We start from the raw sequence: 26996 nt of genomic DNA on the forward strand, positions 1-26996 counted from the left end.
TTCGATACGAAACCAGACCGGAATTGGAGCAGTCCCACCGATAAGAAATTTATGAAACTGTCACGACCGGGTCATGAAACCGTTACAACAAACACGCAGTCTGCCTGCTTTGATTACGGTTATTCCAAGGGGAAAACATGCGTTCTTCATTGATGGCGACAGCCGCTGTTTCGTTGCTTCTGACAGCCTGTGCAGGCACGGCACCCAACCAAACCAAGATGGCGGGTGACGTCATGAATGCGGGTGCGCATCCGATCACGATTGTGCCGATGGGCGAATATCGTACCGGGATGCTAGATGAAAGTGCGGCGGAAATTCCGGCATTTGATCCGGTGTCAAAGCGCATCTTTGTCGTCAATGGCGCGGACAAAGTGGTCGATATTCTTGATATGTCTGATCCGTCCGAACTGACCAAGATCGATGCGATTGATCTTTCCACCTGGGGCAAGGGTGCCAACAGTGTTGCCATCAAAAATGGCGTTGTCGCCGTGGCCGTGGAAAATACCGATAAGCAGGCACCGGGTCAGGCCGTTTTCTTTGATACCGATGGCGGGTTTATTTCAGCGGTCACCGTGGGCGCACTGCCCGACATGATCAAGTTCTCCCCGGATGGGAAATATGTTCTGGTCGCAAACGAAGGCGAGCCGAATGACGCATTCACCAATGATCCGGAAGGTAGTGTTTCGATCATTTCCATGGCCGGTGGTGCAGAAAACTTGTCCGATGATGACGTCCGCACGGTTGATTTCAAGTTCCTGAATGATGGCAAGCTGCCCTATGGCATGCGGACGTCCAATCCGGGTGCTTCAAGCGTGGCACAGGATGTGGAGCCGGAATATATCGCCGTCTCCAAGGACAGCAAAACAGCCTATGTGTCGTTGCAGGAAAACAACGCGATTGCGATTATCGATATCGAAACTGCAACCATCAAAAACGTCGCCGGTCTTGGCTTCAAGGATCATTCGGTTCATGCCTTTGATGCCAGCGACAAGGACGGCAAGATCAATATCCGCACTTGGCCGGTGATGGGCATGTTCATGCCTGACACCATCGATGCAATCAATATTGATGGCAAGGAATGGGTCCTGATCGCCAACGAAGGCGATTCACGCGACTATGACGGCTACAGCGAGGAAACCCGCGTTGGCAAACTGACGCTTGATCCGGTGGCCTTCCCAACCGCAAGCACCCTGCAAAAGGATGAAAATCTTGGTCGTTTGAAGACCACAACCGCGCAGGGCGACGTTGATGGTGATGGCGATTTCGATGTCATCTATAGCTATGGCGCACGGTCGTTCTCGGTGCTGGATGCGGACGGTGAAATGGTCTTTGACAGTGGTGATGCGTTTGAGCAGATCCTGGCGGCGAACTATCCCAATGTTTTCAATTCCTCGGATACTGAAAACTACAGCCGTGACAACCGCTCCGATGACAAGGGCCCGGAGCCAGAAGGCATTGCAAGTGGCTATGTCAATGGCACGCCCTATGCCTTTATCGGGCTGGAACGTCAGGGCGGCTTCATGGTCTATGACCTGACCAACCCGACCAACCCGCAATTCGTCACCTATCACAGTGATCGTCGTTTCTCAGGCAATCCGGAAAATGATACTGCCGGTGAACTGGCCCCCGAAGGCCTGCAGTTTGTTGATGCCAAGGACAGCCCGACCGGCAACGCAATGCTGGTGGTGGCATCGGAAGTATCTGGTAGCACCAAGGTTTATGACCTGAAGTAACCCGATTACAGCCCTGATTACTGGATATGGGGAAGCCGGGCATTGCCCGGCTTTTTCCTTTTTAAACGCCAGATGGAAAACGGTTCAAACCGGTGGCGATATCGACTAAACTCCCGCCGCGGTCGGGGACATGGCCGATGAATATCAGGGGAGTTCGGGACACTGACGACGCGACGTGAACCACATATTCTGGTCGTTGATGACGACCAGGAAATCCAGAAGCTTTTGAAGAAGTTCCTGTTACAACACGGTTTTCGCATTACCACCGTGTCCGACGGCAATGAAATGCATCGTGCACTGCGCGACTGGAAAATCGATCTGGTGATTCTTGATATCATGTTGCCGGGCGAGGACGGCTTTGCGCTGTGCCGGGATGTTCGACGGACCTCCAAGGTGCCGATTGTCATGCTGACCGCGGTGGGCGAGGATACCGATCGTATTCTTGGCCTTGAACTTGGTGCAGATGATTACCTGACCAAGCCGTTTAATCCGCGTGAATTGCTGGCCCGTATCCGTGCAGTGTTCCGGCGCTTTGAAACGGGGGCGGTTGGGCCGTCTGATAACGAAGTCGCCCCGGCGCACAAGATCATTTTCGGTGAATGGACGCTTGATATCGGATCACGCGAATTACGCGATGCTGATAATGTTGCCGTGCATTTGTCGACCGGCGAGTTTTCGTTGCTTCTGGCTCTGGTCAAAAACAACAAGCGGGCGCTGTCGCGTGAGCAGCTTGTTGATATTGTGCGCGGACAAAGCTCGCTGCCGTTTGATCGCAGTATCGATATCCAGATCAGCCGCCTGCGCCGCAAAATCGAAAAAGACGCCAAGAACCCGAAACTGATCAAGACAGTGCGCGGCATCGGCTATCAGTTCTGCGCCGACACCCAAACGATTTAGGCCGACCCATGGCCGATATGTTCGCAAAATTCAGCAACTATATGCGCCGCTACAAGCCGCGCACGCTGGGCGGGCGTATCTTTCTTTTGATGATGCTGGGCGGGCTGATCATTGCAGCCCTCAGTGCCATGGCATCCTATTATGTTATCGAGCGGGACGAACGCATTGGTCGGGCCTATACGCTGGGCTTTACCATTCGCGAACTGGTACGGATCGCCGAAAACCCCGAATTTGAAGAAAACATCATCGATATTGCTGCGCGCGATGGCATGACGATGCGCATCCTGCCATCCGATGATGTCGGGACCTTGTTACTGTTTTCCAGACCCGCACAGCACATCGCCATGCCGGTCCGACTGGCCAATACCGGTTGGCCGACCTCGGTCAAGGTGCATTTCGAACGCGGTCGTTTGAGTGCCGAACAGCGCGCCACGATCGAGGCCACCGAAAATCCCAGCCTGTTCTTTGCCGAATTGTCGCGTGAAATCGCGCGTCTTGGCCTCGAGGCACAGGTGGAAATCATGATGCCGTCGGGCAAGCGCATTCTGGTGCACCATAACGAGTTGTGGGCGAATTATTCGTCCCCGTCGCTGGTCTTTCTGATGTTCCTGATGGGGGTGGCCGCGGTTCTTGTCGTGTTTGCCGGGCTTGCCGATTTGTTGGCAGGCCCGTTCAAGCGCCTGACACGTGCGATCATTGACCATGCTGATGATGTCAGCGGCCCACCGGTCGAGGAACGAGGGCCCACAGAGGCGCGGTCAATGGCCGCGGCTTACAACGATTTGCGCGAACGTATTTCACGGATGCTGGGCGATCGCACCCGGATGCTGGCCGCCATTTCGCACGATTTGCGCACGCCCAGCACGCGGTTAAGGCTGCGCGCCGAATTCATTGAAAATGATGAACTGCGCGAGACCGTTTTGCGCGATCTTGATGAAATGGACAGTCTGCTGAATGACGCGCTTGATTTCCTTGGTGACTGGATCGCCAAGGAGGAAGAACGCACGGTTGACTTCATTTCCGTGCTTGAAGCCATCTGTGACGATTACGCCGATCTTGGCCGCCCCGTAAGCTTTGCCGGGCCACAACCCTTACAGTTCAGCTCGGTCCATACGGTGTTCGGCGGCAATGATGATGCCCATTCCTTTGAGGGCAAGCGCAGCATCCGGTTGTCTTGCCGTCCTGGCACGTTAAAGCGTGCCTTTACCAACCTGATTGAAAATGCCCTGAAATACGGCCATCGGGCCAATGTTAGTTTGGAAGCAACGGCGGATACGGTTTTGGTCACCATCCGTGACGAAGGGCCCGGTATCCCGGTCGAACATCAGGACAAGGTATTCCTGCCGTTTTATCGTGTCGAAGGATCGCGGGCGCGCAGCACCGGGGGCAGTGGTCTTGGGCTTTCAATCGTGAAAACAGTGATTGATGCCCATGACGGGCGCATTGAATTGCGCAATATGCCGGGAAAAGGTCTGGAAGTGATCGTGTCCCTGCCACGCAGGGTTTAGGGCTACCCCGCCAAGTGCAGGGCAGAGCAGGGCCCAAAAAGAAGAATGGCGGGTGGCCCCCAGAACCACCCGCCAATCAGATCAGATCCGCAACTCGGTATCCGGGTCAAACAGACTGATCTGAGACATGTCGGCCGAGAACGTCATGCTCTCGCCCGGTTTCGGTTGACGGTCCGGACGGACGCGCGCAACGATTTCCTTACCGGCGATTTCGATCACGGTCATCGTGTCGGCACCGGTCGGTTCAATCACTTCGACCTTGCTGTCGAAATTGACATACTGGCTGCCCGGTTCGTCCGACCCGGTACGTTTGTGGGTCAGGGCTTCGGGGCGAATGCCGAACACAACATCCTTGCCGATATAACCACGATAGCTTTCCGGTGCCTCAAACAGCGGCAGGACAATCGGGTTGCCATCGCGCGGGATGGTCAGGGCCAGCTTGCCGTTGTCCTCGGTCAGGGTCGCATCAATGAAGTTCATCGACGGCGATCCGATGAAGCCGGCAACAAACATGTTGTTGGGGCGTTCATAGATGTTCTGCGGCGTATCGAACTGCTGCAGGATACCGTCCTTCATCACCGCGATGCGCGAGGCCAGGGTCATGGCTTCGATCTGATCGTGGGTGACATAAACGATGGTCGAGCCAAGACGCTGATGCAGCTTCTTGATCTCGGTCCGCATGTCGACACGCAGTTTCGCATCAAGGTTGGAAAGCGGTTCGTCAAACAGGAAGATATCCGGATCACGGACAAGCGCGCGGCCCATGGCCACACGCTGACGCTGACCACCCGAAAGCTGGGACGGTTTGCGATCCAGAAGTGCTTCGATCTGAAGCAGTTTGGCAACATCGGCAACGGCCTTGTCACGTTCCTGATTTGAAACGCCACGGATTTCGAGGCCAAAGGTGATGTTCTTGCGCACAGTCATGTTCGGGTAAAGCGCATAGGACTGGAACACCATGGCGATGTTACGGTCTTTGGGATGCACGTCGTTGATAACGCGATCCCCGATGCGGATTTCCCCGTCGGTGGCTGTTTCCAGACCTGCAATCAGGTTCAGAAGGGTCGATTTGCCGCAACCGGACGGACCGACAAGGACGAGAAACTCGCCATCGTCAATCGCCAGATTGATTTCCTTGAGAACTTCGACAGGGCCAAAAGCCTTGCGAACTTTATCGAGGGTGAGTGATGCCATTTGCTTATCCCTTCACCGAGCCGGCGGTCAGGCCGCGGACGAAGTATTTGCCAGCGAGAACATAAACCAGCAACGTCGGAAGGCCGGTCAGCAGGGCTGCTGCCATATCAACGTTATACTGTTTCACGCCGGTCGTGGTGTTGACGATATTGTTGAGTGCGACGGTCATCGGTGCGTTTGCGCCAGAGGCGAACGAAGCACCGAACAGGAAGTCGTTCCAGATCTGGGTGAACTGCCAGATGACCGAAACCACGATGATCGGGGTCGAGATCGGCAGAATAATGCGCCAGAAAATGGTGAAGAACCCGGCACCGTCAATGGTGGCGGCCTTGACCAGCTCGTCCGGGATCGAAACGTAGTAGTTCCGGAAGAACAGAGTGGTAAAGCACAGGCCGTAAACCACGTGGACCAGAACAAGGCCCGGAGTGGAGCTGGCAAGACCAAGTTTGCCAAGAACCTGTGACATCGGCAGCAGAACGACCTGGAACGGAATGAAGCAACCAAACAGCAGCAGGGCAAATACGATGTTTGCACCCTTGAACCGCCACTTGGTCAGCGCATAACCGTTGATCGCACCAAGGAAGGTCGAAATCAGAACGGCGGGGATCGCCATTTTGACCGAGTTCCAGAAATAGATTTTGATCCCGGTGCATTCGACACCAACGCAGGCTTCGTTCCACGCATAGTTCCATGCATCAAACGTCACCACGCGCGGCAGTGAAATCAGCGACCCTTCACGAATTTCGTCAAGCGATTTCAACGAGGTCGAAATCATGACGATCAGCGGGAAAAGGTAATAGGCCGCAAACAGGATCAGAATAAGATACAGCAACCCGCGCAGAAGGGTGTGTTTCCAGCCTGCATCGTGGCTATAGGTCTGAATATCAGCCATTTTTCTTGCCTCCGCGCAGTTCGGAATACAGATACGGCACAATGATCGCCATAACGGTTGCCAGCATCATCATGGCACTGGCGGCACCAACACCAAGCTGGTTACGCTGGAAGGCCATCGTGTACATGAAGGTTGCCGGAAGATCCGATGAATAGCCCGGGCCGCCACCGGTAAGCGCGATGACAAGGTCAAAGCTTTTAACAGCAAGGTGGGCCAGAACGACGATCGCACTCAGGAAAACCGGGCGGATCGACGGAATGATGATACCGAAATAGATCCGGGGCAGGCTGGCACCGTCCATATAGGCTGCGCGAATGATGTCCTGATCGACGCCGCGCAATGCCGCAAGGAACATTGCCATGACAAAGCCCGATGCCTGCCAGACTGCTGCGATCACAACCGTGTAGATCGCCATGTCCGAATTGACCAGCCAGTCGAACTTGAAGCTCGTCCAGCCGAGGTCATGCATCATGCTTTCAAGGCCAAGGCCCGGATTAAGAAGCCATTTCCAGACAGTACCCGTCACGATGAAGGACAGGGCCATCGGATAAAGGAAGATCGTACGAAGCGCACCTTCGGCGCGAATACGCTGATCAAGAAGAACTGCCAGAAGGCACCCGATGATCAGGCAGGTCACAATAAACAGACCGCCAAAGATCAGCAGGTTTTCAATGGCAACATGCCAGCGTTCCATCTGCCACAGACGTTCATATTGCCGAAGCCCTGCCCAATCCCAGACGGGAAGCATGCGCGACTTGGAAAACGCCATATAGCCGGTCCACAGGATGAACCCGTAGACAAAAAACAGGGACGCAGCAAAGGACGGTGCAACAACGATCTTGGACAGATGACGCTGGATGCTGGCCGTCAGGTTGCTTTCGGTGCTTTGAGAAGCCCCCATAACCTTTGCCTCAAAAGTTAAATGAGTGGGAAACAGGCCCCGGAAATTCCGGGGCCTGCAAATTGCTCATATCTCAGATTGTACTGATCAGATGAGATTAGTCTTTGGCCAGTTCAACAGCTTCGACCAGACGCGAGACAGCTTCGTCAGACGACATGTCGGAGTTGAAATGTGCGGTCACGACGTCAACGATCGCACCTGCAAGGTGGCCACGAAGCGCCATGCCATGTGCCATGGACGGAAGGAAACCACCGGCTTCCTGTGCGGCCTGAAGGTCAGCTTCGGACTTCTTGGCGCAATCGTCGAACTTATCAAGCGAAACGCCTGAACGTGCCGGGATCGAACCTTTGAGAAGGTTGAAGGTTTCCTGGAACTTCTCGCCAACAATCAGTTCGGCAAGCAGTTTCTGGCCAGCGACCTTGTCGTCGCCCGAAACGTTGAACATGGCAAAGCTGTCAACATTGAACAGGTAGCCGTTTTCAGACGGGGTTGCTGCACAGATGAAGTCTTTGCCCGGTACTTTACCAGCAGCAAGGAATTCGCCTTTTGCCCAGTCACCCATGATCTGCATGGCGGCTTCGCCATTCATGACCATTGCGGTTGCAAGGTTCCAGTCACGACCCGGGAAGTCGGCATCGACATAACCACGGATTTTGCGCATCTGGTCAAACACCGCTTTCATGGTGTCGGAGTTCAGTGCGTCTTCGTCGAGATCAACCAGAGCGCTCTGGAAGAATTCCGGGCCGCCAAGGCCAAGAACGACGGTTTCAAAGACGGTTGCGTCCTGCCACGGCTGACCACCATGGGCAACCGGCGTGATGCCAGCAGCCTGCAGTTTATCAGCAAGGGCGTTGAACTCGTCCCAGGTGGTCGGTGCGGAATCGGCACCAACTTTTGCCAGAAGGGTCGGGTTTGCCCAGATCCAGTCAACGCGGTGTACGTTTACCGGAACAGCAACATAGTCGCCTTCGTATTTCATAACGTCCTGGATCGCAGCCGGGATAACGTCATCCCAACCTTCCGCAGCGGCAACGTCATTGAGATCAGCAAGGGCACCCTGTTCGGCCCATTCCTGAATTGCCGGACCTTTAAGCTGAACAGCAGCCGGTGCATCACCCGACAGAACGCGCGAACGCAGAACGGTCATGGCTGCATCGCCAGCACCACCAGCGACCGGGCTATCAACCCAGGTACCGCCATTGGCTTCGAAATCTTCTTTAAGGGATGCGACAGCTTTTGCTTCGCCGCCCGAAGTCCACCAGTGCAGAACTTCAGCGGTCGGCTCGGCATGAGCAAAGTTAGCAGTCGCGAGTGCAGAAAACGCCACACCAGTGGCGAGGATGGTTTTGCGCAGATACATCTAGGTTTCCTCCCTGGCTTTTAACCATTTGCAGCGACAACATGCTGCGAGAAGGGGCACAATGCATCCACAAAACTGTAACAGGGCGTTTCCAGATTGCGAACTGAAACACTTTGTTACAAAATTGGCAATATACATCGCTAATATATTGCAGGGCAGCAAAAACAATTAGGGCGTTTGTCGGCATTAAAGCTGTGACGTCTCGGAATAAGTGCATTGAATTTGGTCGTGATTATCATGTGATAGCAGGGGAATAGAGGACGGCCATGTGGAATAGCGCACCTGTTATCGAATGGATTGCCAAAGAAGGCCGCCTGATTGAGGATGCAAATGCCTTCCTTGACCAACTGATGACGCGGATCAACGCCCAAGGATTTCATATTGCGCGCATGCGCTGCTCGATGGAGGCACTCCATCCGCAAGTCGCCGTCTGGTCGTTTCTGTGGGATCGCGAACACGGGGCCCGTCTGTGGGAGGCCACCCACGGCATTCATGAAAGCGGTTCTTACATCGGAAGCCCGGTCGAAGACGTTAACCTGCATGGTGGCCCGGTGCGCATTCACCTTGCAAAGGTCAATCCGGCCGATCATCACCCGCTTGTCGGCGAACTGATCGGCATGGGGTTGACCGACTATTATTGTACCCGCATTCGGTTCAGTGGCGGACGCTGGTGCGTTATGACCATCGCAACAGAGCAGCCCGACGGTTTCGATGATAGCGAAATCGCCTGTTTCGAAGGGTTGTTGGACCACGTTGGCGGGGTTCTTGAACTGCATGTGACCAAACGGATCGAACATTCGTTGCTTGATACCTATTTGGGCGAACGCACCGGTGCGCGGGTCATGCATGGCCATATTCGTCGCGGTGACGGTGAAACCATTCGTGCAGCCCTTTGGTTCAGTGACGTGCGCGATTTTACGGTGATGACCGAAACCCTGTCGGTCGAACAGCTGCTTGACAGTCTCAATGTCTATTTCGAAACGGTCGAACGTGCGGTGCGCGCCCATGGGGGCGAAATTTTGCGTTTTGTCGGCGATGCGATGCTGATTGTCTTTGCCCAGGAAAACAATCAATCAGGCGAAAGTGTCTGCGAAAACGCCGTGCGTGCGGCAAAGGCCGCCTTGGCGGATCTGGAAAATGTCAACCGGAAACGTTTGAAAGAAGGCTTGCCAATCCTTCGCTTTGGTGTCGGCTTCATTACGGCGAAGTGGTCTATGGCAATGTTGGCGGCACCCATCGACTGGATTTCACCGTGATGGGGGTGGCGGTAAACCGGACGGCCCGTCTGGAAAGCCTGACCAAACAGATCGGCACACCCTTGTTGATATCAGATGTTCTGGCAAGCCACATCACCGAGCCGACGGTTTGCTGTGGTGACTTCGCGGTCAAAGGCGTTGCCGCGCCGCTTACCGTCCATGCCCTTCAATCGGCCTTGCCGTTTGCCAAGGTCGCAGAGGGTAACGCCTAGGACAGGGCATGGGGCAGGGCGTTTTGACCTGAAAAGTCAGCAAAAATGCTGCGCTGCACTATGCGCGTTCAGGTATTATTCAACTCAAAACATCATACTTAATCGCCGTATCAGCCACGGATTGTCGGGTATGGTTTGTCGATCTGTGCTTATCTGTGAATAAACGGCACAGATGATATGCATTTTTTGGTGGTTGAGGATCAAGTGGAATTTCGACATATTGCAACGCGAAGCAAGCTGATGAATGCGCCAGACAGTTGGAGGTCACCTCCAAGGCAGCATTCAAAATTGTAACCCAAGGAGGTTCAACATGTTCCTGTCCAGTATTCTTGTTGCTGTTCGCCGTTGGGCCTATGCACGCTCGGTCGCGAATGAACTTTACGGCCTTGATAAGCGCGATCTTGATGATGTCGGGATTTCCCAGTGGCAGATCAAAGACGTTGCTCGTAAAGCAGCACGTGACGCGATTGCATAACGCTCGCACCATATAGGCACCCGTCCATCGGGATTGCCAATGCGGAAGCCGGACACAAGTCCGGCTTTTTGTGTTTCTGGGGTAGCTTCTAGGCCAAACCAATCCGGACAAAGTCACGCAGCGTATGGAAGCAATGTTCTTGTGATTGCGAGTTCCGTTTGCATGCCGCTGGTTTGTTTCCGCATTTTAAATCTGTCCACCACACCTGATGCAACTGTTGTCGTTGGGTGGTGCTGATGCGTGCACCCATCACAATTGTCTGGTTAAAGCGCGACCTGCGTCTGCATGATCATGCGGCGCTGAATGCGGCGATCGCTGCCGGATATCCGGTTGTGTTGCTTTATGTCGTCGAGCCCGACTATTGGCGACTGCCAGACACATCAGCACGGCATTGGCAGTTTATCCGCGTGTCGCTTGGTGAACTGGCGTCTGATGCCCGTGCGCTTGGTCAATCGCTTACCGTGCGGGTTGGCAATGTTGTTGATGTCTTGGCCGGGTTTGCTGACACATTCGATATCCGTGCCATTCATGCACACGAAGAAACCGGCAATCTCTGGACATTCAAACGTGATCTGGCCGTTTCGGATTGGGCGCGCCAGAAGGGCATTGCATTCCAAGAACATCGGCAGTTTTCTGTCATCCGCGGCAAGCTTGATCGCGATCACTGGCACGGGGCATGGCAGGCGTTTTTTGCCAGCCCACCGACCGGGCAGGTGCGGTTTCAAACACCTGCCGTTGATCTTGATCCCGGCACACTTCCCGAAAATCCTGTGGCGCACCTTTCCGCACCTTGCAATGACCCGCAGGGTGGAGGACGACGCGCGGGGATGCGGCTGCTTGACAATTTCCTTGGCTATCGCGGGCAACGATATCACCGGGAAATGTCATCGCCCCGAACCGCATTTGAAAGCTGTTCACGGCTAAGTCCGCATATTGCCTATGGCACAGTATCCTTGCGCGAAATCATTCATGCCGTGCGTGAAAGACGGCGCGATATTCATGGCATGCCTGCAACGGATCGCCCCAAAGGATTTCTCTCCGCGCTAAAGGCGTATGAAAGCCGGCTGCATTGGCATTGCCATTTCGTCCAGAAACTTGAAACCACACCGGGGATCGAGATCGAAAACCTGCATCCGGCCTATGATGGCTTGCGGCCTGATCATCCCGATGATCCGGGCCTTCTGGCGTGGAAAGCTGGCAAAACCGGCTTTCCGTTTATTGATGCCTGTATGCGCGCCCTTGATCACACCGGCTGGATCAATTTCAGAATGCGCGCGATGCTCACAGCCTTTGTCAGCTATCAGCTTTGGCAACATTGGCGCGAACCCGCTTTGCATCTCGCCCGGCAATTTGTCGATTACGAACCGGGCATTCATTACCCGCAGATCCAGATGCAATCAGGCACGACGGGGATCAACACGCCACGCATCTATAACCCGGTCAAGCAATCCAATGATCAGGACCCCGATGGTGACTTTATCCGCCGTTGGGTGCCGGAACTGCGCGACGTTCCGGACGCCTTCATTCACGAACCCTGGCGCCTTGCCCCGATTGAACAGATCGATCTCGGCGTTGAGATCGGAAAACATTATCCAGCCCCGATTGTTGATCACATGGCCGCCGCCCGACATGCGCGTACCAACATCTGGGCCATTCGCAAAAATGATGATTTCCGCGATCAGGCACAGCAAATCGTCAAGCAGCACGGAAGCCGAACCTTTAAACAGAAACGACCGCCGGCCGGGCGCGATAAATCAGATCAACAAATCACTTTTGATTTCTAAGCCTCAGAAAAGGCTGCCTTGTTCAGATCCGGTATCAAGCTTGCCATCATCAAGTTTGCGTAAGAACGCGTCGGCCTGTGCGATCAGATCGCGCTTTTTGTCGTCCTTCATCCTGGCCCAGTTGCGATATGGCATGCCAAGGCGCGGATTGTTGCCAAGCTTATCGGCGTTGCGATCTAAAAAATGCCAATAAAGCGCGTTAAACGGGCAGGCATCCGTGCCGGTATTGTTGCGCGGGTTGTACTGGCAGTCCTTGCAGTAATCTGACATGCGGTCGATATATTTGCCACTGGCGGCATAGGGTTTTGACGCCATCTTGCCGCCATCGGCATAAAGCGCCATGCCAAAGGTGTTGGGAAGCTCAACCCATTCAAACGCGTCGATATAGACCGCCAGATACCAGTCGCAGACCTCTTTGGGATCAAGCCCAGCCAGCAGGGAAAAATTGCCAATCACCATCAAACGCTGAATGTGATGGGCATAGGCATTTTCAAGCGTTTCACCAATCGCCTGTTTCAGGCAATTCATCGGCACATCGCCATCCCAGAAGAATTCGGGCAGGGGGCGTTTGGCATCAAAATGATTACCGCTGCCGTAATCCGGGCCAAGATACCAGTAAAGCCCCCGGACATATTCCCGCCAGCCAAGGATCTGGCGAATAAACCCCTCAACCGCGTTCAGCGGTGACTTGCCCTCATGATAGGCCTTCTCAGCAGCCCGGCAGACTTCATCAGGCAACAACAGCCCGGTATTGAGGCAAGGACTGATAAGGGAATGATAAAGGGTGGTACTTTTGACCGTCATCGCATCCTGGTAATCGCCAAACTGCGCCAAGCGATGCTTGATGAAATGATCAAGTGCCGCAAGCGCATCTTGGCGCGTGACCGGCCAGCCAAATGACGCAACATCCCCCAGTGCATCGGGAAAATCATCGCACACGTGATCAATCAAAGCTTGCGTGATCTTGTCGGGCGCAAAGGTTTTTGGTGATGGGGGTGTCACATCATCGGGCAGGCTTTTACGGTTATCGTGATCAAAATTCCACTGCCCGCCAACAGGCTTGCCATCGGGTTCCATTAGGATGCCGGTATCGCGTCGCAAACCGCGATAGAAATACTCCATCCGGAGTTCCTTGCGGTCCTTGGCAAAATCCGCGAATGCCGAAAGCGGGGCAAAGAACCGGTCATCGGCGCGCACATCAACCGAGATATCAAGGTCTTCGGACCATGTATCGATTTCATGTTTGACCCGCCATTCGCCGGGCTCGGTGATGATGACTTCTTTGACGTTGTGTTCGGTAACGGCCGCTTTCAGGGCGTCGGTAAAGGACTTGGTCGGATGGTTTTGATAGTCAAAATACGCGACATGAAATCCATTGCCGCGTAATTCCTCGGCAAAGTGGCGCATCGCAGACAGGATCATCACGATCTTCTGGCGATGATGGGGGACATAGGTCGCCTCATCATGCGGCTCTGCCATGACGACCAGGTCCTGATCGGGATCGGCGTCCTTCAGGCTTGAAAGCGACGGTGTCAGTTGATCACCAAGGATGAAACGGATGGTTTGAAAGCGCGGCTTCATGTTTTGCTTCAATTGATTGCACGGTAGTTGCGAGTCGTACGAAAACATCCGGACACAAGATCTTTGCGAAGGGCAATTTCGCCGAACCGATTTTCATTCTCAGGGAAATCCGTGCGAATGATTTTTAGTCATTCAGACAAAGTGGCAAATTTCGGAAAAATCGGCTAAATTATTGATAATGGTAATCAAAGGCGCGTTTTTTCCTTGAAAGCTAGAAGGCGGATTCCCACTATCTGTATAGCCCAACCATCAGGAGAGCCATGATGAAAGGTGATCCCAAGATCATCACATACCTTAATCGCATTCTGACCAACCAGTTGACTGCGATTAACCAGTATTTCCTGCATGCCAGAATGCTGCGGGACTGGGGCGTGGAAGAAATGGGCGAGTATGAGTACAAGCTCTCGATCAAGGAAATGAAACGCGCCGACGACACGATTGAGCGCATTCTGTTCCTCGAAGGTCTTCCCAACCTCCAGAACCTCAACAAACTGATGATCGGCGAAAATGTCGAAGAAATCATCAGCTGTGACATGAAGTTTGAATTGGCGTCTCTGCCGCTTCTGCGCGAAGCCATCACCGCCTGTGAAAAGGCCGAGGATTTTGTGACGCGCGATCTGCTTGTGAAATTCCTGGAAGAACAGGAAGAGCACGTTGATTGGCTTGAGACCGAAGAATGGCAGCTCGAAAATATCGGGATTGCAAACTACATCCAGAGCCGTTCAGGCGACGGCGACTAATCAGATCAGGAGTATTACGCCATGAAGGGTAGTAAAAAGGTCCTCGCCGCGCTGAACAAACAGCTCACTGCCGAACTGTCGGCGGCGGATCAGTACAACACACATGCTGAAATGTATGCCGATTGGGGGCTGCATTCGCTCTATGAACGCATGCATCACGAAAAGGATGAGGAACTCGAACACGCAAAGCGTCTGATCGAGCGTATCCTGTTCCTTGAAGGCGTGCCCGATACCGCATCGCGTGAACCGATCAAGATCGGCAAAACCGTGCCCGAGATGATGAAAAACGATCTCGAACACGAATATCATGTGATCAATCTTCTGAAAAAGGCGATCAAGATCGCCGAGGCAGAGGATGATTTCCAGACCCGTCAGATGCTGGTCGCCCTGCTTGATGACAGCGAAGAAGATCATGCCTATTGGCTGGAACAGCAGATCCGCCTGATCGACATGATGGGCCTGCCGAACTACATCCAGTTCCGCGCAGCCGGGGAACCAAGCCCGGAAGGCTGATCATCGGCCAGCAAACAATTTTCAGAAAGCCCCGGCAATGTCCGGGGTTTTCTTTTTGTCTTGACCTTCCAGTTGCTGGAAGGTCTATCGTGCCCCATATCTTGTAATAACCCCTTTTTGAGGTGCGTGATATGGATCGCCGAACAGACGAATATGATACCGCAGCAGGCGGTGGGGCATCCGTGCAGCCGACTGCCAATACCAGCGAAGTGAACCTCGAGATCGAAGGCATGACCTGTGCAAACTGTGCAGGCCGCGTTGAAAAGGCCATTGCTGGTCTTGATGGTGTTTCTGATGTCACCGTGAACTTTGCACTTAACAGAGCAAATGTGCATTTTGACGACAGCAAGCTTGATACATCCAAAATCGCCGAGGCGGTCGCGGATTCAGGCTATAGCGTCGTAACCCAGCAGCTTTCCTTTGATGTCGATGGCATGACATGCGCAAACTGTGCTTTGCGGGTTGAAAAGGCACTTTCGGCATTGCCGGGCGTCACCGAAGCCAGTGTCAATTTCGCGCTGGAACGTGCCGATATCTCGGCCCTGTCGGGCAAGGTTAATGATGCCGTCGCGATCAAGGCGATCGAGGATGCCGGCTATCACGCAACGTCACGCAACAAATCCGGATCCGAAAACGGTGACGCAGACGAAGCGGCACGCAACGAAAAGAAGCAGGATAAATCCCTGATCCTTCTGGCGGTATCGGCATTGCTGACCGCACCACTGGTTTTGCAGATGGTCTGGATGAACCTTGGTGTGTCCTATCATCTGCCAGCATGGGTTGAACTTGCTCTTGCAACCCCGGTTCAGTTCTATATCGGTGCGCGCTTCTATCAGGGGGCATATGCGGCCCTGCGCCATCGCAGTGCCAACATGGATGTGCTGGTCGCACTCGGGACATCGGCGGCCTATTTCCTCAGTCTCTATAACATGCTGACGGCCAATGCCGGGCAGACCCATCTTTATTTCGAAGCATCGGCTGCGATCATTACCCTGATCCTTGCGGGTAAAATCATGGAAGAACGCGCCAAACGCGGGGCATCAGCCGCCATTCGTGAATTGATGGCGCTGCGTCCACGTCGTGCGCGCAAGGTGGTCGCGGGCGAAGGTGAACAGGATGTCGCGATTGAAAGTCTTTCGGTTGGCGATATCGTTCGTGTTTTGCCGGGCGAACGTGTGCCGGTCGATGGCAAGGTTCATGCCGGTGAAAGTGAACTTGATGAAAGCCTGATCACCGGCGAAACCCGCCCCGTGGCACGAATCACGGGCGATACTGTCGTTGGTGGCGCTGTGAACGGCACCGGACGCCTTGATATCGAAGTCAGTGCGGTTGGCGATGATACGACGCTGTCGCGCATCATCCGCCTGGTTGAAAAGGCCCAGACCGGCAAGGCCCCGGTTCAGAAGCTTGTCGACCGGGTATCGGCCGTGTTCGTGCCGATTGTGGTTGTCATTGCATTGCTGACCCTGGGCGCATGGTTGTTTACCGGCTTTGGCGCAGAGGCATCGATCGTTGCCGCCGTCTCCGTACTGGTGATTGCATGTCCTTGTGCGCTTGGTCTGGCGACGCCGACTGCGCTGGTGGCCGGTACCGGCAGTGCTGCGCGCAACGGCATCCTGATCCGTAATTTCGAGGCGCTTGAACAGGCCCATAATGTCGATACCGTCATCTTTGATAAAACCGGCACCCTGACGGAAGGCACACCGACCTTACGCGATATCTGCCCGGTTGAGGGTGTTGACCGTAATGAGTTGCTGCGCCTGACAGCAGCGGTTCAGGCCGCCAGTGAACATCCCCTGGCGCGTGCGGTTGTCTCGATCGCCAAGGATGAAGGCGTATCATTGCCCGATATCGATAACTTCAAGGGCAAAACCGGTGCCGGTGTCATGGCCGATGTCGAAAAGCACAAGATCGCCATCGGCAGCGAAGCCTTGCTGAGTGATCTTGATATCGCAGGTCCGCCGCAGGATCTGGCAAAGGACATCAAGAAACAAGAGGGCGAAGGTAGAACCGTTATTCTGGTTGCGCTTGATGGCACGTTTGCCGGTTACCTGACCCTTGAGGATCGCATTCGCGAAGGTGCCAAACAGGCAATTGCCGATCTCAAGGCACGCGGCATTTCATCGATCATGTTGTCGGGTGACAGTCAGGATGTCGCAAGCCACGTGGCACGCGAACTTGGCCTGGAACGCGGCGAAGGTCGTATTCGCCCGCAGGACAAGGCACGTGAAGTCGAAAAACTCCGCAAGGAAGGCCGGCATGTCGCCATGGTTGGTGACGGCATCAATGATGCCCCGGCATTGGCCGCGGCCGATGTCGGTATTGCCATGGGTGGTGGCACCGATGTTGCCATGGAAACGGCTGGCATCACCCTGATGCGGTCTGATCCGGCACTTGTGTCTGCCGCGATTGATATTTCGATCGCCACCCGTCGCAAGATCGCACAGAACCTGTTCTGGGCCTTTGCCTATAACGTGGTCGGTGTTCCGTTGGCAGCATTCGGTGTTCTGAGCCCGGCGATTGCCGGTGCGGCGATGGCGCTTAGCTCCGTCTCGGTTGTTGGTAACTCACTGACACTGCGGCGCTGGACAGTCCGGAAGTAGGAGAAGGCGATGAACATTTCTGATGCCGCGACCGAGTGCGGACTTCCGGCGAAAACCATCCGTTATTATGAGGATATCGGTCTGGTTTCGCCGGGGCGTCTGGCCAACGGGTATCGTGACTATGACGAAAACGATCTGCACAAATTGCGGTTCCTGCAACGTGCCCGCGGGCTGGGGTTTTCGGTCGAAGATTGCCGGGTGTTGCTGTCACTTTACGAGGACCGCAACCGTGCCTCTTCCGATGTAAAGGAAATCGCCAAAACCCATCTGGCAGAGATCGAACGCAAGATCGCCGAACTTCAAAGCCTGCGCGATACACTTTCCGACCTTGTACAGTCCTGTCATGGCGATGATCGTCCGAATTGCCCGATCATCAATGATCTTGCCCGCAAGGCGTGATGCCGAAACACAAAAGAATGAGAGAGCACATTGAAGAATAAAGGTGTTATGGCGCTTGGCGCCCTTGTCGGTGCGGCGATTATGTATGGCATTGTCACATTCTTTGGCCCGGGCGGGATTACGGGTCAGGATGTGTCGTTGCGTCCCGATGATCTGCAACTGGTGGCGCAGGGCAAGAAGATCTATGACGCAAATTGTGCGTCTTGCCACGGTGCCAGACTTGAGGGCGAAGCCAATTGGCGTGAACGCGGTCCTGACGGTTTGCTTCCGGCACCACCCCACGACGAAACCGGCCATACCTGGCATCATCCCGATCAGGTCTTGTTTGAGCTGACCAAATACGGACCGGCGGCAATGGCCGGGGGCGATTATAAATCGGCCATGCAGGGATATGAAGGCGTGCTGAGCGACGAGGAAATCATTGCCAGCCTGTCTTACATCAAAAGCCGCTGGCCCAAGGACGTCATCGCGCGGCACGACCAGATCAATCAATCTGCGGCCCAATAAGGCCTGAAAAGCAGAAGACCCGCCTCGGACATGTCCGGGCGGGTCTTTTGCTTTTCAGAGTTAACAGTATCGGCTTACGGGCGGGGCAGGGTAATGCGCACCGTCGTGCCCTTGCCAAGGTCGCTTTCGATACTAAGCCGTCCGCCATGCAGTTCGACCAGAAGCTTTGCCAGTGGCAGGCCAAGGCCGGTGCCGACACTTTCCTTCACCCCGGATGGATGAAGCTGCGAGAACCGGGCCAGCGCGCGGGGAATGTCATTCGGGCTCATGCCGACACCATTATCCTCGATCGCAAAACTCACGTCTTCGTCGGTTGTGGTCAGTCCGATGCGGATCTTGCCGTGTTCGGGCGTGAATTTTGCCGCGTTACTCAGGATATTGATCAGGATCTGTTTGAGTTTCAGCTTGTCACACAGCATCGATACCGGCTGATCCGGCAGATCAAATTGCAATTGATGGCTGCGACGCGAAATATCATCCCCGACAAGCCGGGCGGCATCGCGTATCACCGAACCAAGATCAGCCTCTTCAAGCTGCAAGGTCATGGAACCGGCCGAGAGCTTTGACACGTCCAAAACATTATTGACCAGTTCAAGCAGATGCTTGCCCGCCTCGTAAACGTCGCGGCCGCATTCGCGATACCCGTCAGGCAGATCGCCAAGAACCCCATGCGCAATCAGTTCGGAGTTGCCGATAATCGCATTAAGCGGTGTGCGCAATTCATGGCCCATATTGGCGATAAAGTCGGATTTTGACGCGTTGGCATCCGACTGATTGCGGTTTTGCTCCATCAAGGTACGTTCGGCCTGTGCCTGACGGTCATTTTCAAGCAATGTCATCAGCACCGCGGTGCGCGTTTCATTGTTCTGGCAGTATTCAAGCGGCGCGATGGAAAGGTCGCAGACATGGCTTTCCTTGGCAGCACCGACCAGAATGATATCGCCGCGCCAAGTCCGGCCCGAAGAAAACACATCTTCGATATCGCTCATCAGACCTTTGGAAATGAAACCGGCCTTGCGGCCAAGCATGCGATCACGCGAAACGCCGATCAAACGCGCGATGGCCTCGTTACATTGCATGACGATGCCGTTGCGGTCGCAAATGACGGCGGCATAGGGCAGGGCGTTCAGAACAACCTGGTCGGCCAATGGCACATTGGTTGAACCAATTGGTGTGTTGCTGGTCATGTCAGCCCGTGATCCCATAATAATCAGGTCGTCCGCTAAAAGCGGTCGATACCCAGCCCCGTCAGAGAGATGTCAGGGGTCTTGTCGCTGATGAGATCGGCGACTGCTTTTGCTGATCCGCAACTCATCGTCCAACCCAACGTCCCATGCCCCGTATTAAGGTATAGATTAGCATACTTCGTATCCCCAAGAACAGGGGCAGAATCCGGCGTTACCGGCCGCAAACCCGACCAGAAATCGATGCTGGAGCGATCACCTGAATTCGGGAATAATTCCAGTGCTTTATCAACGATAAGTTTTTGGCGGCGTAGCGACATCCGAAGGTTATAGCCATCAAGCTCCGCTGTGCCTGCAACTCGAAGGTGTGTGCCGAGGCGCGAATACACCATTTTCACGCTATCATCGATCAGGGCCGTTTCGGGTGCCCCGGAATAGCCTGTGGTATCGATGCTGATCGAGTATCCCTTGCACGGATAAATCGGCAGTTTAATGCCAAGCGGGGCCAGCATCAGCGGGCTGTAGCTGCCCAGACAGACCAGAAAGGCATCCGCATGGATGTCACCCTTGTCAGTTTGAACACAGGTGATCTTTCCCTGATCGTGCACAAGGCCGGTGATGTTGGTGTTGAAGTGGAATGCGGCACCCTTGGCGATGCAATGTTCGCTCAGACATTCGGTGAATTTACGCGCATCACCGCTTTCATCATCGGGGGTAAAGCTGCCGCCAATGATCGGTGCTGTGGCATCACGCAAGGCCGGTTCGATGTTAAGACATTCTTGGGGCGAGACAAGTCGACGTTTAAGCCCGTATTCCTGCATCTGGGCGGTGGCCTTTTCGACCGCGACCATGTCCTGCTCAGTGCGGCAGATATGCAGAATACCGCGTGTGCTATGATCGTATTCAAGATCAAGCTCGTCGCGAAGCGCGCGCAGGCAATCGCGGCTATAGATCGCAACGCGAAGCGCCTTTTCCAGATTGATCCTGGCCCGCGCATCGGTGCAGTTGCGCAAGAACCGCAAGCCCCATGAAAATAGCTGCGGGTCAAAGCGCATCCGAAACAGAAGCGGCGCTTCTTCCCGGCCAAGCCAGCCGAGGATTTGTTTGGGGGTGGATGCATTCGCCCATGGGGTGGCGTGACAGGCAGAAATCTGACCGCCATTGGCAAAGCTTGTTTCCTGCGCACTGGCATGCCGACGATCAACGACCGTAACCTGATGACCATTTTGCAAAAGATACCAGGCCGCCGTTGTCCCGATGACCCCGGCGCCCATGACGACTACATGCATGCGGGCAAAGCCTTGCTGCGGAAAGTTTAGTTTTGCGGTCTGACGGTCAGCCTTTCTGCCAACGATCCGACATGCGAATTTCGCTGCACTATAGTGGGGTGAAATTTAAATGGCTACAGTCGACTGGACCTGTTTTAAATGCTGTCTTGATGCATAACGCAGACCGGAAGTTCATGACAAGGATGACGGGGTGAAATGTTTGAAATCCTGACAACCGATCAGATGTACGAAGCAGACCGCCGCACGATCGAAGGCGGCATTCCCGGCGACGTTTTGATGCAAAATGCCGGTCGCGCCGTATTTGAGGAAATCATCCGTCACTGGTCACCGCGTTCCGTATCTGTGTTGTGTGGCCCCGGCAACAACGGCGGCGATGGTTTTGCCATCGCCAAGCTTCTGCGTGATGAAGGCTGGTCGGTGCGTTTGGGGCTGATGGGCGATGTTGCTGACCTCAAAGGGGACGCTGCCCTGCATGCCGCCCGCTGGGAAGGGGCGACCGAGCTTCTTTCACCCGCCCTTGTTGTCGGCGCGGATCTGGTGGTCGACTGTATTTTCGGGGCCGGGCTTGCGCGCGCCATCACCGGTGATATCGCCGAACTTGTTACCACAATCAATTCAAGCCCGTGCAGCGTGGTTGCGGTGGATGTGCCATCTGGTGTTGATGGCAATAGCGGCATGGTTTTGGGTGTCGCCGTCAAGGCGGACCTGACCGTGACGTTTTGTCGCGCAAAGCCCGGGCATTATCTTTTGCCGGGGCGTTTGATGTGCGGTGAACTGGCCGTGCGCGATATCGGCATAACTGATCAGACGGTCCTTGAGATTGCGCCGGCCTGCTGGCGCAACGATCCGGTTTTGTGGCGGGCAGGCATCCATTGGCCGGGGCTTGAAGGCCACAAATATCATCGCGGGCATCTTTTGGCCTTTGGCGGCGCTACCATGACCGGGGCAACCCGCCTTGTGGCGCGCGCCGCACGCCGATCCGGTGTGGGGCTTCTCACCATCGTGGCAGATGCGCAGGCGTTACCGATCTACGCATCGGATGCGCCGGGTAACATGACCGCCCCGATGTCTGCCTTTGATGCGCTTGTGAATGACTGTCGTCACAATGCCTTTGTCATCGGGCCAGGATTTGGCGTCGGCGATGATACCCGTGCCCTTGTCCTGAAACTTTTGCATCTCTGTCGGGCGACGGTGCTTGATGCCGACGCACTCACAAGCTTTGCCGAAGATCCGTCTACCTTGTGCTTTGCCGTACAAGGCCCGACCGTCCTGACCCCGCATGAGGGCGAATTTGCCCGCCTGTTTCCCGATATCACCGGCGACAAGCTTTGTCGGGCGCGCGCAGCCGCCAAACGCTGCAGCGCCACTGTCCTGATCAAGGGGGCTGATACGGTGATTGCCGCGCCGGACGGGCGGGCAGCCATCAGTGCGGTCGATGTGCCTTGGCTGGCGACCGCTGGGTCGGGCGATGTATTGGCCGGGATCATTGGTGGTTTGATGGCGCAGGGCATGGACAGTTTTGATGCCGCCTGCATGGGGGTATGGCTTCATGCGCGAAGCGGCGCGGATATTGGCCCCGGCCTGATTGCCGAAGACATTCCGGAACATCTTCCGGCTGTCTTGCGCGAGCTGTGGCTGGCGTCGCGCAAAAAGGCGTGACGTGAAATAAGGTGAATAAGAAGTCGCCGCAGCCGCTGGCACTTGCGGTATAATCACCCGATATAAAAACGGTATGGCGTGATGGGATGGATCATCACGTATTGAGGAAACGATTTGAAGTTCTTCTGATATCGGAGTGGGAGACAGGCATGTCTCAGACGTTTCTCGACAGAACCCTTGATAATCTTCGCGGCGCCTGGCGCGAACTGCGCGATAGCCCGGTGGTGCGTGGCCTTGGTTTTGATGAAAGCCAGACCCGCCAGGATCGTTGGCGCGAACAGATCGCCGATTGCCTGGCAAGGCGCGGTGGGGCGGTATCGGCCCGTGCGCGTGCTGCAGCCCTTGGACATGATTTCTTGCGCCTTGATGATATGGGAAAACGTGAATTCCTGCATCTTCTGGTCAATGAATTCGGGGTGGATCGCGACCGTGTTGCGGCCGTCATGGCCGATTGGACGGCGGCGGATGATCTGGCAGAGCAGGCATTACTTGAAACCGAACTGCGTGCCGCACTGGTGCCGCCATTTCGTTTGATCCTCAAGGAATTCAATTCATTACCACAAGGTGTGAAGTTCCTGGTTGATCTGCGGGCAGATCTTTTGCGCTGGCGTAGGGAGGCCCCGGGACTTGCCATTCTGGAACGTGATCTCAAGACACTGCTGGCGAGCTGGTTTGATATCGGCTTTCTGGAACTCCAACGCATCACATGGAATTCCCCGGCCGCACTGCTTGAAAAACTGATCGCCTATGAAGCGGTTCACGCCATTCAAAGCTGGGATGACCTTAAACGTCGACTGGCATCAGACCGTCGGTGTTTTGCCTTCTTCCATCCCGGCATGCCGGACGAGCCGCTAATTTTCGTGGAAGTCGCGCTTGTGAACGGCATTGCCGGAAACGTCGATGAACTGATCGAAAGCAAGGATGACGATTTGGGCGGCACGGAAAAGGCCCCCAAAGGCGACACGAAGCCCGACACGGCGATCTTTTATTCAATCTCGAACGCGCAGGCCGGATTGGCGGGAATCAGCTTTGGCGACTTCCTGATTAAACGTGTGGTCGCCCAATTGCAGCGTGATCTGCCGCATCTCAAACAGTTTTCAACCCTGTCGCCGATACCGGCACTGCGCAGCTGGATGGACCGGCAGCTTGATACCATGGCCAAGGGTGAGGAAACCGGCCTGCCCAAGGCGATTGAGGCTGCCTTGACCGATTGCGATGACTTGCTGGGTCCAAAACCACCTGCCACCAGCCCGGACGGCGTTTCCGAGCGCACGCGGGCAAATATCGAGTACCTGACGGCGTGGTATCTTTTGAATGCCAAGCGTCCCGGCATGGACACCGCCTTTGACCCGGTCGCACATTTCCATCTGAGCAACGGTGCGCGGGTTGAACGACTGAACTGGAACGGCAATGCCAAGGAAAATGGCTGGAACCAGTCATTCGGGATGATGGTGAACTATCTCTATGACCTTTCGACCATCGAAAAAAATCACGAAAGTTACGTCGGGCAGGGCAAAATCGCGGTTTCCAGTGCCGTAAAACGTCATTTCCGCTAGGGCTGCGTCACCTGAAATCGGCTGATTGCCCTCAATTCAGGCCCGGTTTTACGGTTATTTTCGACAAGATTGCATTTGTCGAAAAGGCGATGCTTGCATGAGGGGATCGAAGTTTGTATTAAGGCGCACTCATTCCGGTGTGACCGGAGTGATTTCTATGCTTGTGTGCGGGTGTGGCGGAACTGGTAGACGCGCTGGATTTAGGTTCCAGTGGAGCAATCCGTGGGGGTTCGAGTCCCTTCACCCGTACCATAAGCAGGCTGAAAATTTGACCGGGTACCATATTCGTTTAGTCGTATTGACTTTCTGACGTCCGGACTGCGTCGCGTAACGGACATTATTCGAACCAAGCAAAAGAGTTATCTATGCAGGTTACTGAAACCAAAAACGAAGGCCTGGCGCGCGAGTTCAAAGTCGTCGTGCCCGCCGCACATATCGAAGAAAAAGTTGTCGCCAAACTTGACGAGATCAAGGATCAGGTTCGCCTGCCGGGCTTCCGCCCAGGCAAGATTCCGGCGAAACTCCTGCGTCAGCGTTACGGCCAGGCCGTCATGGGCGAAGTCCTTGAAGCCGCTGTCAACGAAAACACCGGCAAGGTTCTGAACGACAATGACCTGCGCCCGGCTGTTCAGCCGAAAATCGAAGTTACCAAATTCGATGAAGGCGGCGATCTGGAATTCGACATCGCAGTCGAAATCATCCCGGCCATCGAAGCAATGGACTTCAAAAAGCTGAAGCTGACCCGTGAAGTCGTTGAACTTGACGATAGCAAGGTGAATGAAACCCTCGAGCGCATCGCATCCGCACAGGGTACGACCGCACCGCTCGCACGCAAGCGCAAGTCCAAAGCCGGTGACGTAGTTGTTATCGACTTCCTGGGCAAAATCGACGGCGAAGCGTTCGAAGGCGGCAAAGCCGAAGATTACGAACTCGAACTCGGTTCTGGTTCCTTCATCGAAGGTTTCGAAGATCAGCTGACCGGTGTGAACGCTGGTGACGAAGTTGTCGTCAAAGTGAAATTCCCGGAAGCTTATGGTGCTGCTGAACTCGCAGGCAAAGACGCTGAGTTCGACGTAACCGTTAAGGAAATCAAGGAGAAGAAACCGGCTGAGCTGGATGATGAACTGGCCAAGAAACTCGGTCAGGACAGCCTTGAGTCCCTTAAAGAAGCGATCCGCAAGGACTTTGGCCGCGAATACGAATCGGTTTCCCGTCAGAAAATGAAGCGTCAGCTTCTTGACGCGCTGGCTGAAAACCACAGCTTCGAACTGCCGAAGTCGCTCGTTGAAAACGAACTCGAAGGCATCATCGGCCAGATCAAACAGGCCCGTGAAGCTGGACAGGAAGACGACGAAACCAAAGGCAAGTCCGAAGAAGAGCTGACCGAAGAGTTCCGCGAAATCGCAGAACGTCGCGTTCTCCTTGGCCTTCTGCTTGCAGAAGTCGGCCGTGAGAATGAGATCCAGGTCACTCAGGAAGACGTCAACAAGGTCCTCGTTGCCGAAGCCCAGAAATATCCGGGTCAGGAACAGCAGGTTATCGAATTCTATAAAAATAACCCGCAGGCCTTGCAGGCGCTTCAGGGCCCTGTATATGAAGACAAGGTCGTTGATTACATCGTCGAACTCGCCAAGGTAGAAGAAAAAACCGTTTCGGTTGAAGACCTTCTGAAGCCGGAAGAGGAAGACGAAGCTCCGAAGAAGAAATCGGCTGCTAAGAAAGCACCGGCGAAAAAGGACGCAGAGAAAAAGGCTCCGGCTAAAAAAGCCCCGGCCAAGAAAGCTGCAGCCAAAAAGCCGGCCGCTAAAAAAGCTGCTGACAAATCCGAAGACAAGTAATCCGGCCGGACACGGTTTAGGATCATGCAGGGAGATTGCAGTTGATGATTGAAGAACGGATGAATTCGCTTGTACCGATGGTCGTTGAACAGACCAGCCGTGGCGAGCGTGCCTATGACATCTTTTCGCGCCTTCTTAAGGAGCGCATCGTTTTCATCAACGGTCAGGTCCATGACGGCATGTCGTCACTGATCTGTGCGCAGTTGCTGCATCTCGAATCGGAAAATCCGGATAAGGATATCTCGCTTTACATCAACTCACCGGGCGGTGTTGTGACCTCGGGTCTCGCCATCTATGACACCATGCAGTACATCCGTTGCGATGTCTCCACGGTGTGCATGGGGCAGGCGGCATCCATGGGCTCGCTGCTTCTGATGGCCGGTGCAAAAGGCAAGCGTTACTGCCTGCCCAATGCACGCGTCATGATCCACCAGCCGTCCGGCGGCTTCCAGGGTCAGGCATCGGACATCGAAATTCATGCCCGTGAAATTCTGGCTCTGCGTCAGCGTCTTAACGAGATCTATGTCGAACATACCGGCCGTGATCTCAAGACCATCGAAGACGCAATGGAGCGCGATAACTTCCTCACCCCTGATCAGGCCAAGGAATTTGGTCTGATCGACGAGGTCGTTACATCGCGTCCGAAGCCGGAAAGTGATGAAAAGAAAGACTGATCACCCAGGTGTGATTGGTGGAAACGCCCCGGTGATCGGCCGGGGCGTTTTTTTATGTCTTGCCTCATGGCAGTTTTAAGTCATAGACAAGAGTATGTGCAGGCTTGGGCGTTATTGTTCGGAACTTGCTGGCCGCCCGAACGTTTGGGTGATTAATGCAAGGGGTTTCGCAACCAAGATAGCGAACCCATATCAAACATGACGCCATAAAGCCGAAAAGCGCAGATTAAACGTTGAGATC

Annotated in this window: 23 protein-coding genes and 1 tRNA gene; 17 read left to right on the top strand and 7 right to left on the bottom strand. The window is 54.7% G+C overall.

All coding sequences use genetic code 11. The features are described from left to right. Positions 1 to 137 precede the first annotated feature (137 nt). The 3 genes from IT893_RS07600 (at position 138) to IT893_RS07610 (ending at position 4138) form a co-directional block, all read left to right on the top strand. The gene (locus IT893_RS07600) at positions 138 to 1733 is read left to right on the top strand and encodes a choice-of-anchor I family protein (protein WP_252724108.1); all 1596 of its coding nucleotides are present in this window, start codon (positions 138 to 140) and stop codon (positions 1731 to 1733) included. Positions 1734 to 1895: 162 nt separating this feature from the next. Continuing rightward, positions 1896 to 2630 (top strand): response regulator, encoded by a 735-nt coding sequence (locus IT893_RS07605; protein ID WP_063086944.1) that lies wholly within the window; start codon positions 1896 to 1898, stop codon positions 2628 to 2630. Positions 2631 to 2638: 8 nt separating this feature from the next. After that, positions 2639 to 4138, top strand: coding sequence for a cell wall metabolism sensor histidine kinase WalK (locus tag IT893_RS07610; protein ID WP_063086945.1), 1500 nt, complete (start codon positions 2639 to 2641; stop codon positions 4136 to 4138). A gap of 81 nt (positions 4139 to 4219) precedes the next feature. Here the strand turns inward: IT893_RS07610 and IT893_RS07615 are convergent, their stop codons facing one another. The 4 genes from IT893_RS07615 to IT893_RS07630 form a co-directional block, all read right to left on the bottom strand. Then, positions 4220 to 5332: an ABC transporter ATP-binding protein gene (locus tag IT893_RS07615; protein ID WP_064782009.1), complete on the bottom strand. Its 1113-nt coding sequence runs from the start codon at positions 5330 to 5332 to the stop codon at positions 4220 to 4222. Positions 5333 to 5336: 4 nt separating this feature from the next. Continuing rightward, positions 5337 to 6224 (bottom strand): carbohydrate ABC transporter permease, encoded by an 888-nt coding sequence (locus IT893_RS07620; protein ID WP_197147379.1) that lies wholly within the window; start codon positions 6222 to 6224, stop codon positions 5337 to 5339. Beyond that, a complete protein-coding gene (locus IT893_RS07625; protein WP_008891832.1) occupies positions 6217 to 7125 on the bottom strand; it encodes a carbohydrate ABC transporter permease in 909 nt (302 codons plus the stop codon). The genes IT893_RS07620 and IT893_RS07625 overlap by 8 nt, the downstream gene beginning before the upstream one ends. Before the next feature lie 97 nt (positions 7126 to 7222). Further along, on the bottom strand, positions 7223 to 8485 hold the full coding sequence (locus IT893_RS07630) for an ABC transporter substrate-binding protein (RefSeq protein ID WP_063086948.1): 1263 nt from the start codon (positions 8483 to 8485) through the stop codon (positions 7223 to 7225). Positions 8486 to 8751: 266 nt separating this feature from the next. On the opposite strand from IT893_RS07630, the gene IT893_RS07635 reads away from it, so the two are divergent. The 4 genes from IT893_RS07635 (at position 8752) to IT893_RS07650 (ending at position 12212) form a co-directional block, all read left to right on the top strand. Further along, on the top strand, positions 8752 to 9741 hold the full coding sequence (locus tag IT893_RS07635) for an adenylate/guanylate cyclase domain-containing protein (protein ID WP_197147380.1): 990 nt from the start codon (positions 8752 to 8754) through the stop codon (positions 9739 to 9741). After that, positions 9741 to 9953 (top strand): hypothetical protein, encoded by a 213-nt coding sequence (locus IT893_RS07640; RefSeq protein ID WP_252724109.1) that lies wholly within the window; start codon positions 9741 to 9743, stop codon positions 9951 to 9953. The genes IT893_RS07635 and IT893_RS07640 overlap by 1 nt, the downstream gene beginning before the upstream one ends. Positions 9954 to 10263: 310 nt before the next feature. After that, positions 10264 to 10428 (top strand): DUF1127 domain-containing protein, encoded by a 165-nt coding sequence (locus IT893_RS07645; protein ID WP_008891829.1) that lies wholly within the window; start codon positions 10264 to 10266, stop codon positions 10426 to 10428. Positions 10429 to 10664: 236 nt separating this feature from the next. Next, complete coding sequence (locus tag IT893_RS07650; RefSeq protein WP_252724110.1) at positions 10665 to 12212, top strand: cryptochrome/deoxyribodipyrimidine photo-lyase family protein; 1548 nt, start codon at positions 10665 to 10667, stop codon at positions 12210 to 12212. A gap of 3 nt (positions 12213 to 12215) precedes the next feature. On the opposite strand, the gene IT893_RS07655 is transcribed toward IT893_RS07650, so the two are convergent. Further along, entirely contained in the window at positions 12216 to 13793 is a 1578-nt protein-coding gene (locus IT893_RS07655; RefSeq protein ID WP_197147383.1) for a cryptochrome/photolyase family protein, read from the bottom strand. Positions 13794 to 14056: 263 nt separating this feature from the next. Between IT893_RS07655 and bfr (IT893_RS07660) the strand changes: the two genes are divergently transcribed. The 5 genes from bfr (IT893_RS07660) (at position 14057) to IT893_RS07680 (ending at position 18555) form a co-directional block, all read left to right on the top strand. Further along, positions 14057 to 14533 carry a bacterioferritin gene (gene bfr, locus IT893_RS07660; RefSeq protein ID WP_197147670.1) on the top strand — a complete coding sequence of 159 codons (477 nt, stop codon included), beginning with the start codon at positions 14057 to 14059 and terminating at the stop codon, positions 14531 to 14533. 21 nt (positions 14534 to 14554) lie between these two features. Further along, positions 14555 to 15046 (top strand): bacterioferritin, encoded by a 492-nt coding sequence (bfr, locus tag IT893_RS07665; RefSeq protein WP_008891825.1) that lies wholly within the window; start codon positions 14555 to 14557, stop codon positions 15044 to 15046. Positions 15047 to 15177: 131 nt separating this feature from the next. Then, on the top strand, positions 15178 to 17649 hold the full coding sequence (locus tag IT893_RS07670; protein ID WP_197147384.1) for a heavy metal translocating P-type ATPase: 2472 nt from the start codon (positions 15178 to 15180) through the stop codon (positions 17647 to 17649). A gap of 9 nt (positions 17650 to 17658) precedes the next feature. Further along, positions 17659 to 18048 (top strand): Cu(I)-responsive transcriptional regulator, encoded by a 390-nt coding sequence (gene cueR / locus IT893_RS07675; protein ID WP_008891823.1) that lies wholly within the window; start codon positions 17659 to 17661, stop codon positions 18046 to 18048. Between the two features lie 30 nt (positions 18049 to 18078). Beyond that, positions 18079 to 18555 (top strand): cytochrome c, encoded by a 477-nt coding sequence (locus tag IT893_RS07680; protein ID WP_231959813.1) that lies wholly within the window; start codon positions 18079 to 18081, stop codon positions 18553 to 18555. A 74-nt stretch (positions 18556 to 18629) separates the two neighbouring features. Here the strand turns inward: IT893_RS07680 and IT893_RS07685 are convergent, their stop codons facing one another. Beyond that, entirely contained in the window at positions 18630 to 19742 is a 1113-nt protein-coding gene (locus IT893_RS07685; RefSeq protein WP_197147385.1) for a PAS domain-containing sensor histidine kinase, read from the bottom strand. Between the two features lie 35 nt (positions 19743 to 19777). Beyond that, positions 19778 to 21028, bottom strand: coding sequence for a D-amino acid dehydrogenase (locus IT893_RS07690; protein WP_197147386.1), 1251 nt, complete (start codon positions 21026 to 21028; stop codon positions 19778 to 19780). 195 nt (positions 21029 to 21223) lie between these two features. On the opposite strand from IT893_RS07690, the gene IT893_RS07695 reads away from it, so the two are divergent. The 5 genes from IT893_RS07695 (at position 21224) to clpP (ending at position 26755) form a co-directional block, all read left to right on the top strand. Next, positions 21224 to 22687 (top strand): NAD(P)H-hydrate dehydratase, encoded by a 1464-nt coding sequence (locus IT893_RS07695; RefSeq protein WP_197147387.1) that lies wholly within the window; start codon positions 21224 to 21226, stop codon positions 22685 to 22687. A gap of 149 nt (positions 22688 to 22836) precedes the next feature. Beyond that, the gene (locus IT893_RS07700) at positions 22837 to 24243 is read left to right on the top strand and encodes a malonyl-CoA decarboxylase (RefSeq protein ID WP_197147388.1); all 1407 of its coding nucleotides are present in this window, start codon (positions 22837 to 22839) and stop codon (positions 24241 to 24243) included. A gap of 167 nt (positions 24244 to 24410) precedes the next feature. Then, positions 24411 to 24495: transfer RNA gene (locus IT893_RS07705), tRNA-Leu, on the top strand. Positions 24496 to 24608: 113 nt separating this feature from the next. Continuing rightward, a complete protein-coding gene (tig, locus tag IT893_RS07710; RefSeq protein WP_008891817.1) occupies positions 24609 to 26081 on the top strand; it encodes a trigger factor in 1473 nt (490 codons plus the stop codon). A gap of 44 nt (positions 26082 to 26125) precedes the next feature. Beyond that, positions 26126 to 26755 (top strand): ATP-dependent Clp endopeptidase proteolytic subunit ClpP, encoded by a 630-nt coding sequence (clpP, locus tag IT893_RS07715; RefSeq protein WP_008891816.1) that lies wholly within the window; start codon positions 26126 to 26128, stop codon positions 26753 to 26755. Positions 26756 to 26996: the final 241 nt, after the last annotated feature.

It is taken from the genome of Thalassospira sp. A40-3, from assembly GCF_015871485.1.
Classification (GTDB): Bacteria; Pseudomonadota; Alphaproteobacteria; order Rhodospirillales; family Thalassospiraceae; genus Thalassospira; species Thalassospira tepidiphila.

Excerpts from the sequence above, each read along its gene's own strand:
- IT893_RS07695 (WP_197147387.1), top strand. The coding sequence starts at position 21,224 with ATGTTTGAAATCCTGACAACCGATCAGATGTACGAAGCAGACCGCCGC.
- IT893_RS07615 (WP_064782009.1), bottom strand. The coding sequence starts at position 5,332 with ATGGCATCACTCACCCTCGATAAAGTTCGCAAGGCTTTTGGCCCTGTC.
- IT893_RS07655 (WP_197147383.1), bottom strand. The coding sequence starts at position 13,793 with ATGAAGCCGCGCTTTCAAACCATCCGTTTCATCCTTGGTGATCAACTG.
- IT893_RS07670 (WP_197147384.1), top strand. The coding sequence starts at position 15,178 with ATGGATCGCCGAACAGACGAATATGATACCGCAGCAGGCGGTGGGGCA.
- bfr (WP_008891825.1), top strand. The coding sequence starts at position 14,555 with ATGAAGGGTAGTAAAAAGGTCCTCGCCGCGCTGAACAAACAGCTCACT.
- IT893_RS07700 (WP_197147388.1), top strand. The coding sequence starts at position 22,837 with ATGTCTCAGACGTTTCTCGACAGAACCCTTGATAATCTTCGCGGCGCC.
- IT893_RS07640 (WP_252724109.1), top strand. The coding sequence starts at position 9,741 with ATGGGGGTGGCGGTAAACCGGACGGCCCGTCTGGAAAGCCTGACCAAA.
- IT893_RS07620 (WP_197147379.1), bottom strand. The coding sequence starts at position 6,224 with ATGGCTGATATTCAGACCTATAGCCACGATGCAGGCTGGAAACACACC.
- IT893_RS07610 (WP_063086945.1), top strand. The coding sequence starts at position 2,639 with ATGGCCGATATGTTCGCAAAATTCAGCAACTATATGCGCCGCTACAAG.
- IT893_RS07635 (WP_197147380.1), top strand. The coding sequence starts at position 8,752 with ATGTGGAATAGCGCACCTGTTATCGAATGGATTGCCAAAGAAGGCCGC.
- IT893_RS07645 (WP_008891829.1), top strand. The coding sequence starts at position 10,264 with ATGTTCCTGTCCAGTATTCTTGTTGCTGTTCGCCGTTGGGCCTATGCA.
- clpP (WP_008891816.1), top strand. The coding sequence starts at position 26,126 with ATGATTGAAGAACGGATGAATTCGCTTGTACCGATGGTCGTTGAACAG.
- tig (WP_008891817.1), top strand. The coding sequence starts at position 24,609 with ATGCAGGTTACTGAAACCAAAAACGAAGGCCTGGCGCGCGAGTTCAAA.
- bfr (WP_197147670.1), top strand. The coding sequence starts at position 14,057 with ATGAAAGGTGATCCCAAGATCATCACATACCTTAATCGCATTCTGACC.
- IT893_RS07690 (WP_197147386.1), bottom strand. The coding sequence starts at position 21,028 with ATGCATGTAGTCGTCATGGGCGCCGGGGTCATCGGGACAACGGCGGCC.
- IT893_RS07625 (WP_008891832.1), bottom strand. The coding sequence starts at position 7,125 with ATGGGGGCTTCTCAAAGCACCGAAAGCAACCTGACGGCCAGCATCCAG.
- IT893_RS07685 (WP_197147385.1), bottom strand. The coding sequence starts at position 19,742 with ATGACCAGCAACACACCAATTGGTTCAACCAATGTGCCATTGGCCGAC.
- IT893_RS07650 (WP_252724110.1), top strand. The coding sequence starts at position 10,665 with ATGCGTGCACCCATCACAATTGTCTGGTTAAAGCGCGACCTGCGTCTG.
- IT893_RS07630 (WP_063086948.1), bottom strand. The coding sequence starts at position 8,485 with ATGTATCTGCGCAAAACCATCCTCGCCACTGGTGTGGCGTTTTCTGCA.
- cueR (WP_008891823.1), top strand. The coding sequence starts at position 17,659 with ATGAACATTTCTGATGCCGCGACCGAGTGCGGACTTCCGGCGAAAACC.
- IT893_RS07600 (WP_252724108.1), top strand. The coding sequence starts at position 138 with ATGCGTTCTTCATTGATGGCGACAGCCGCTGTTTCGTTGCTTCTGACA.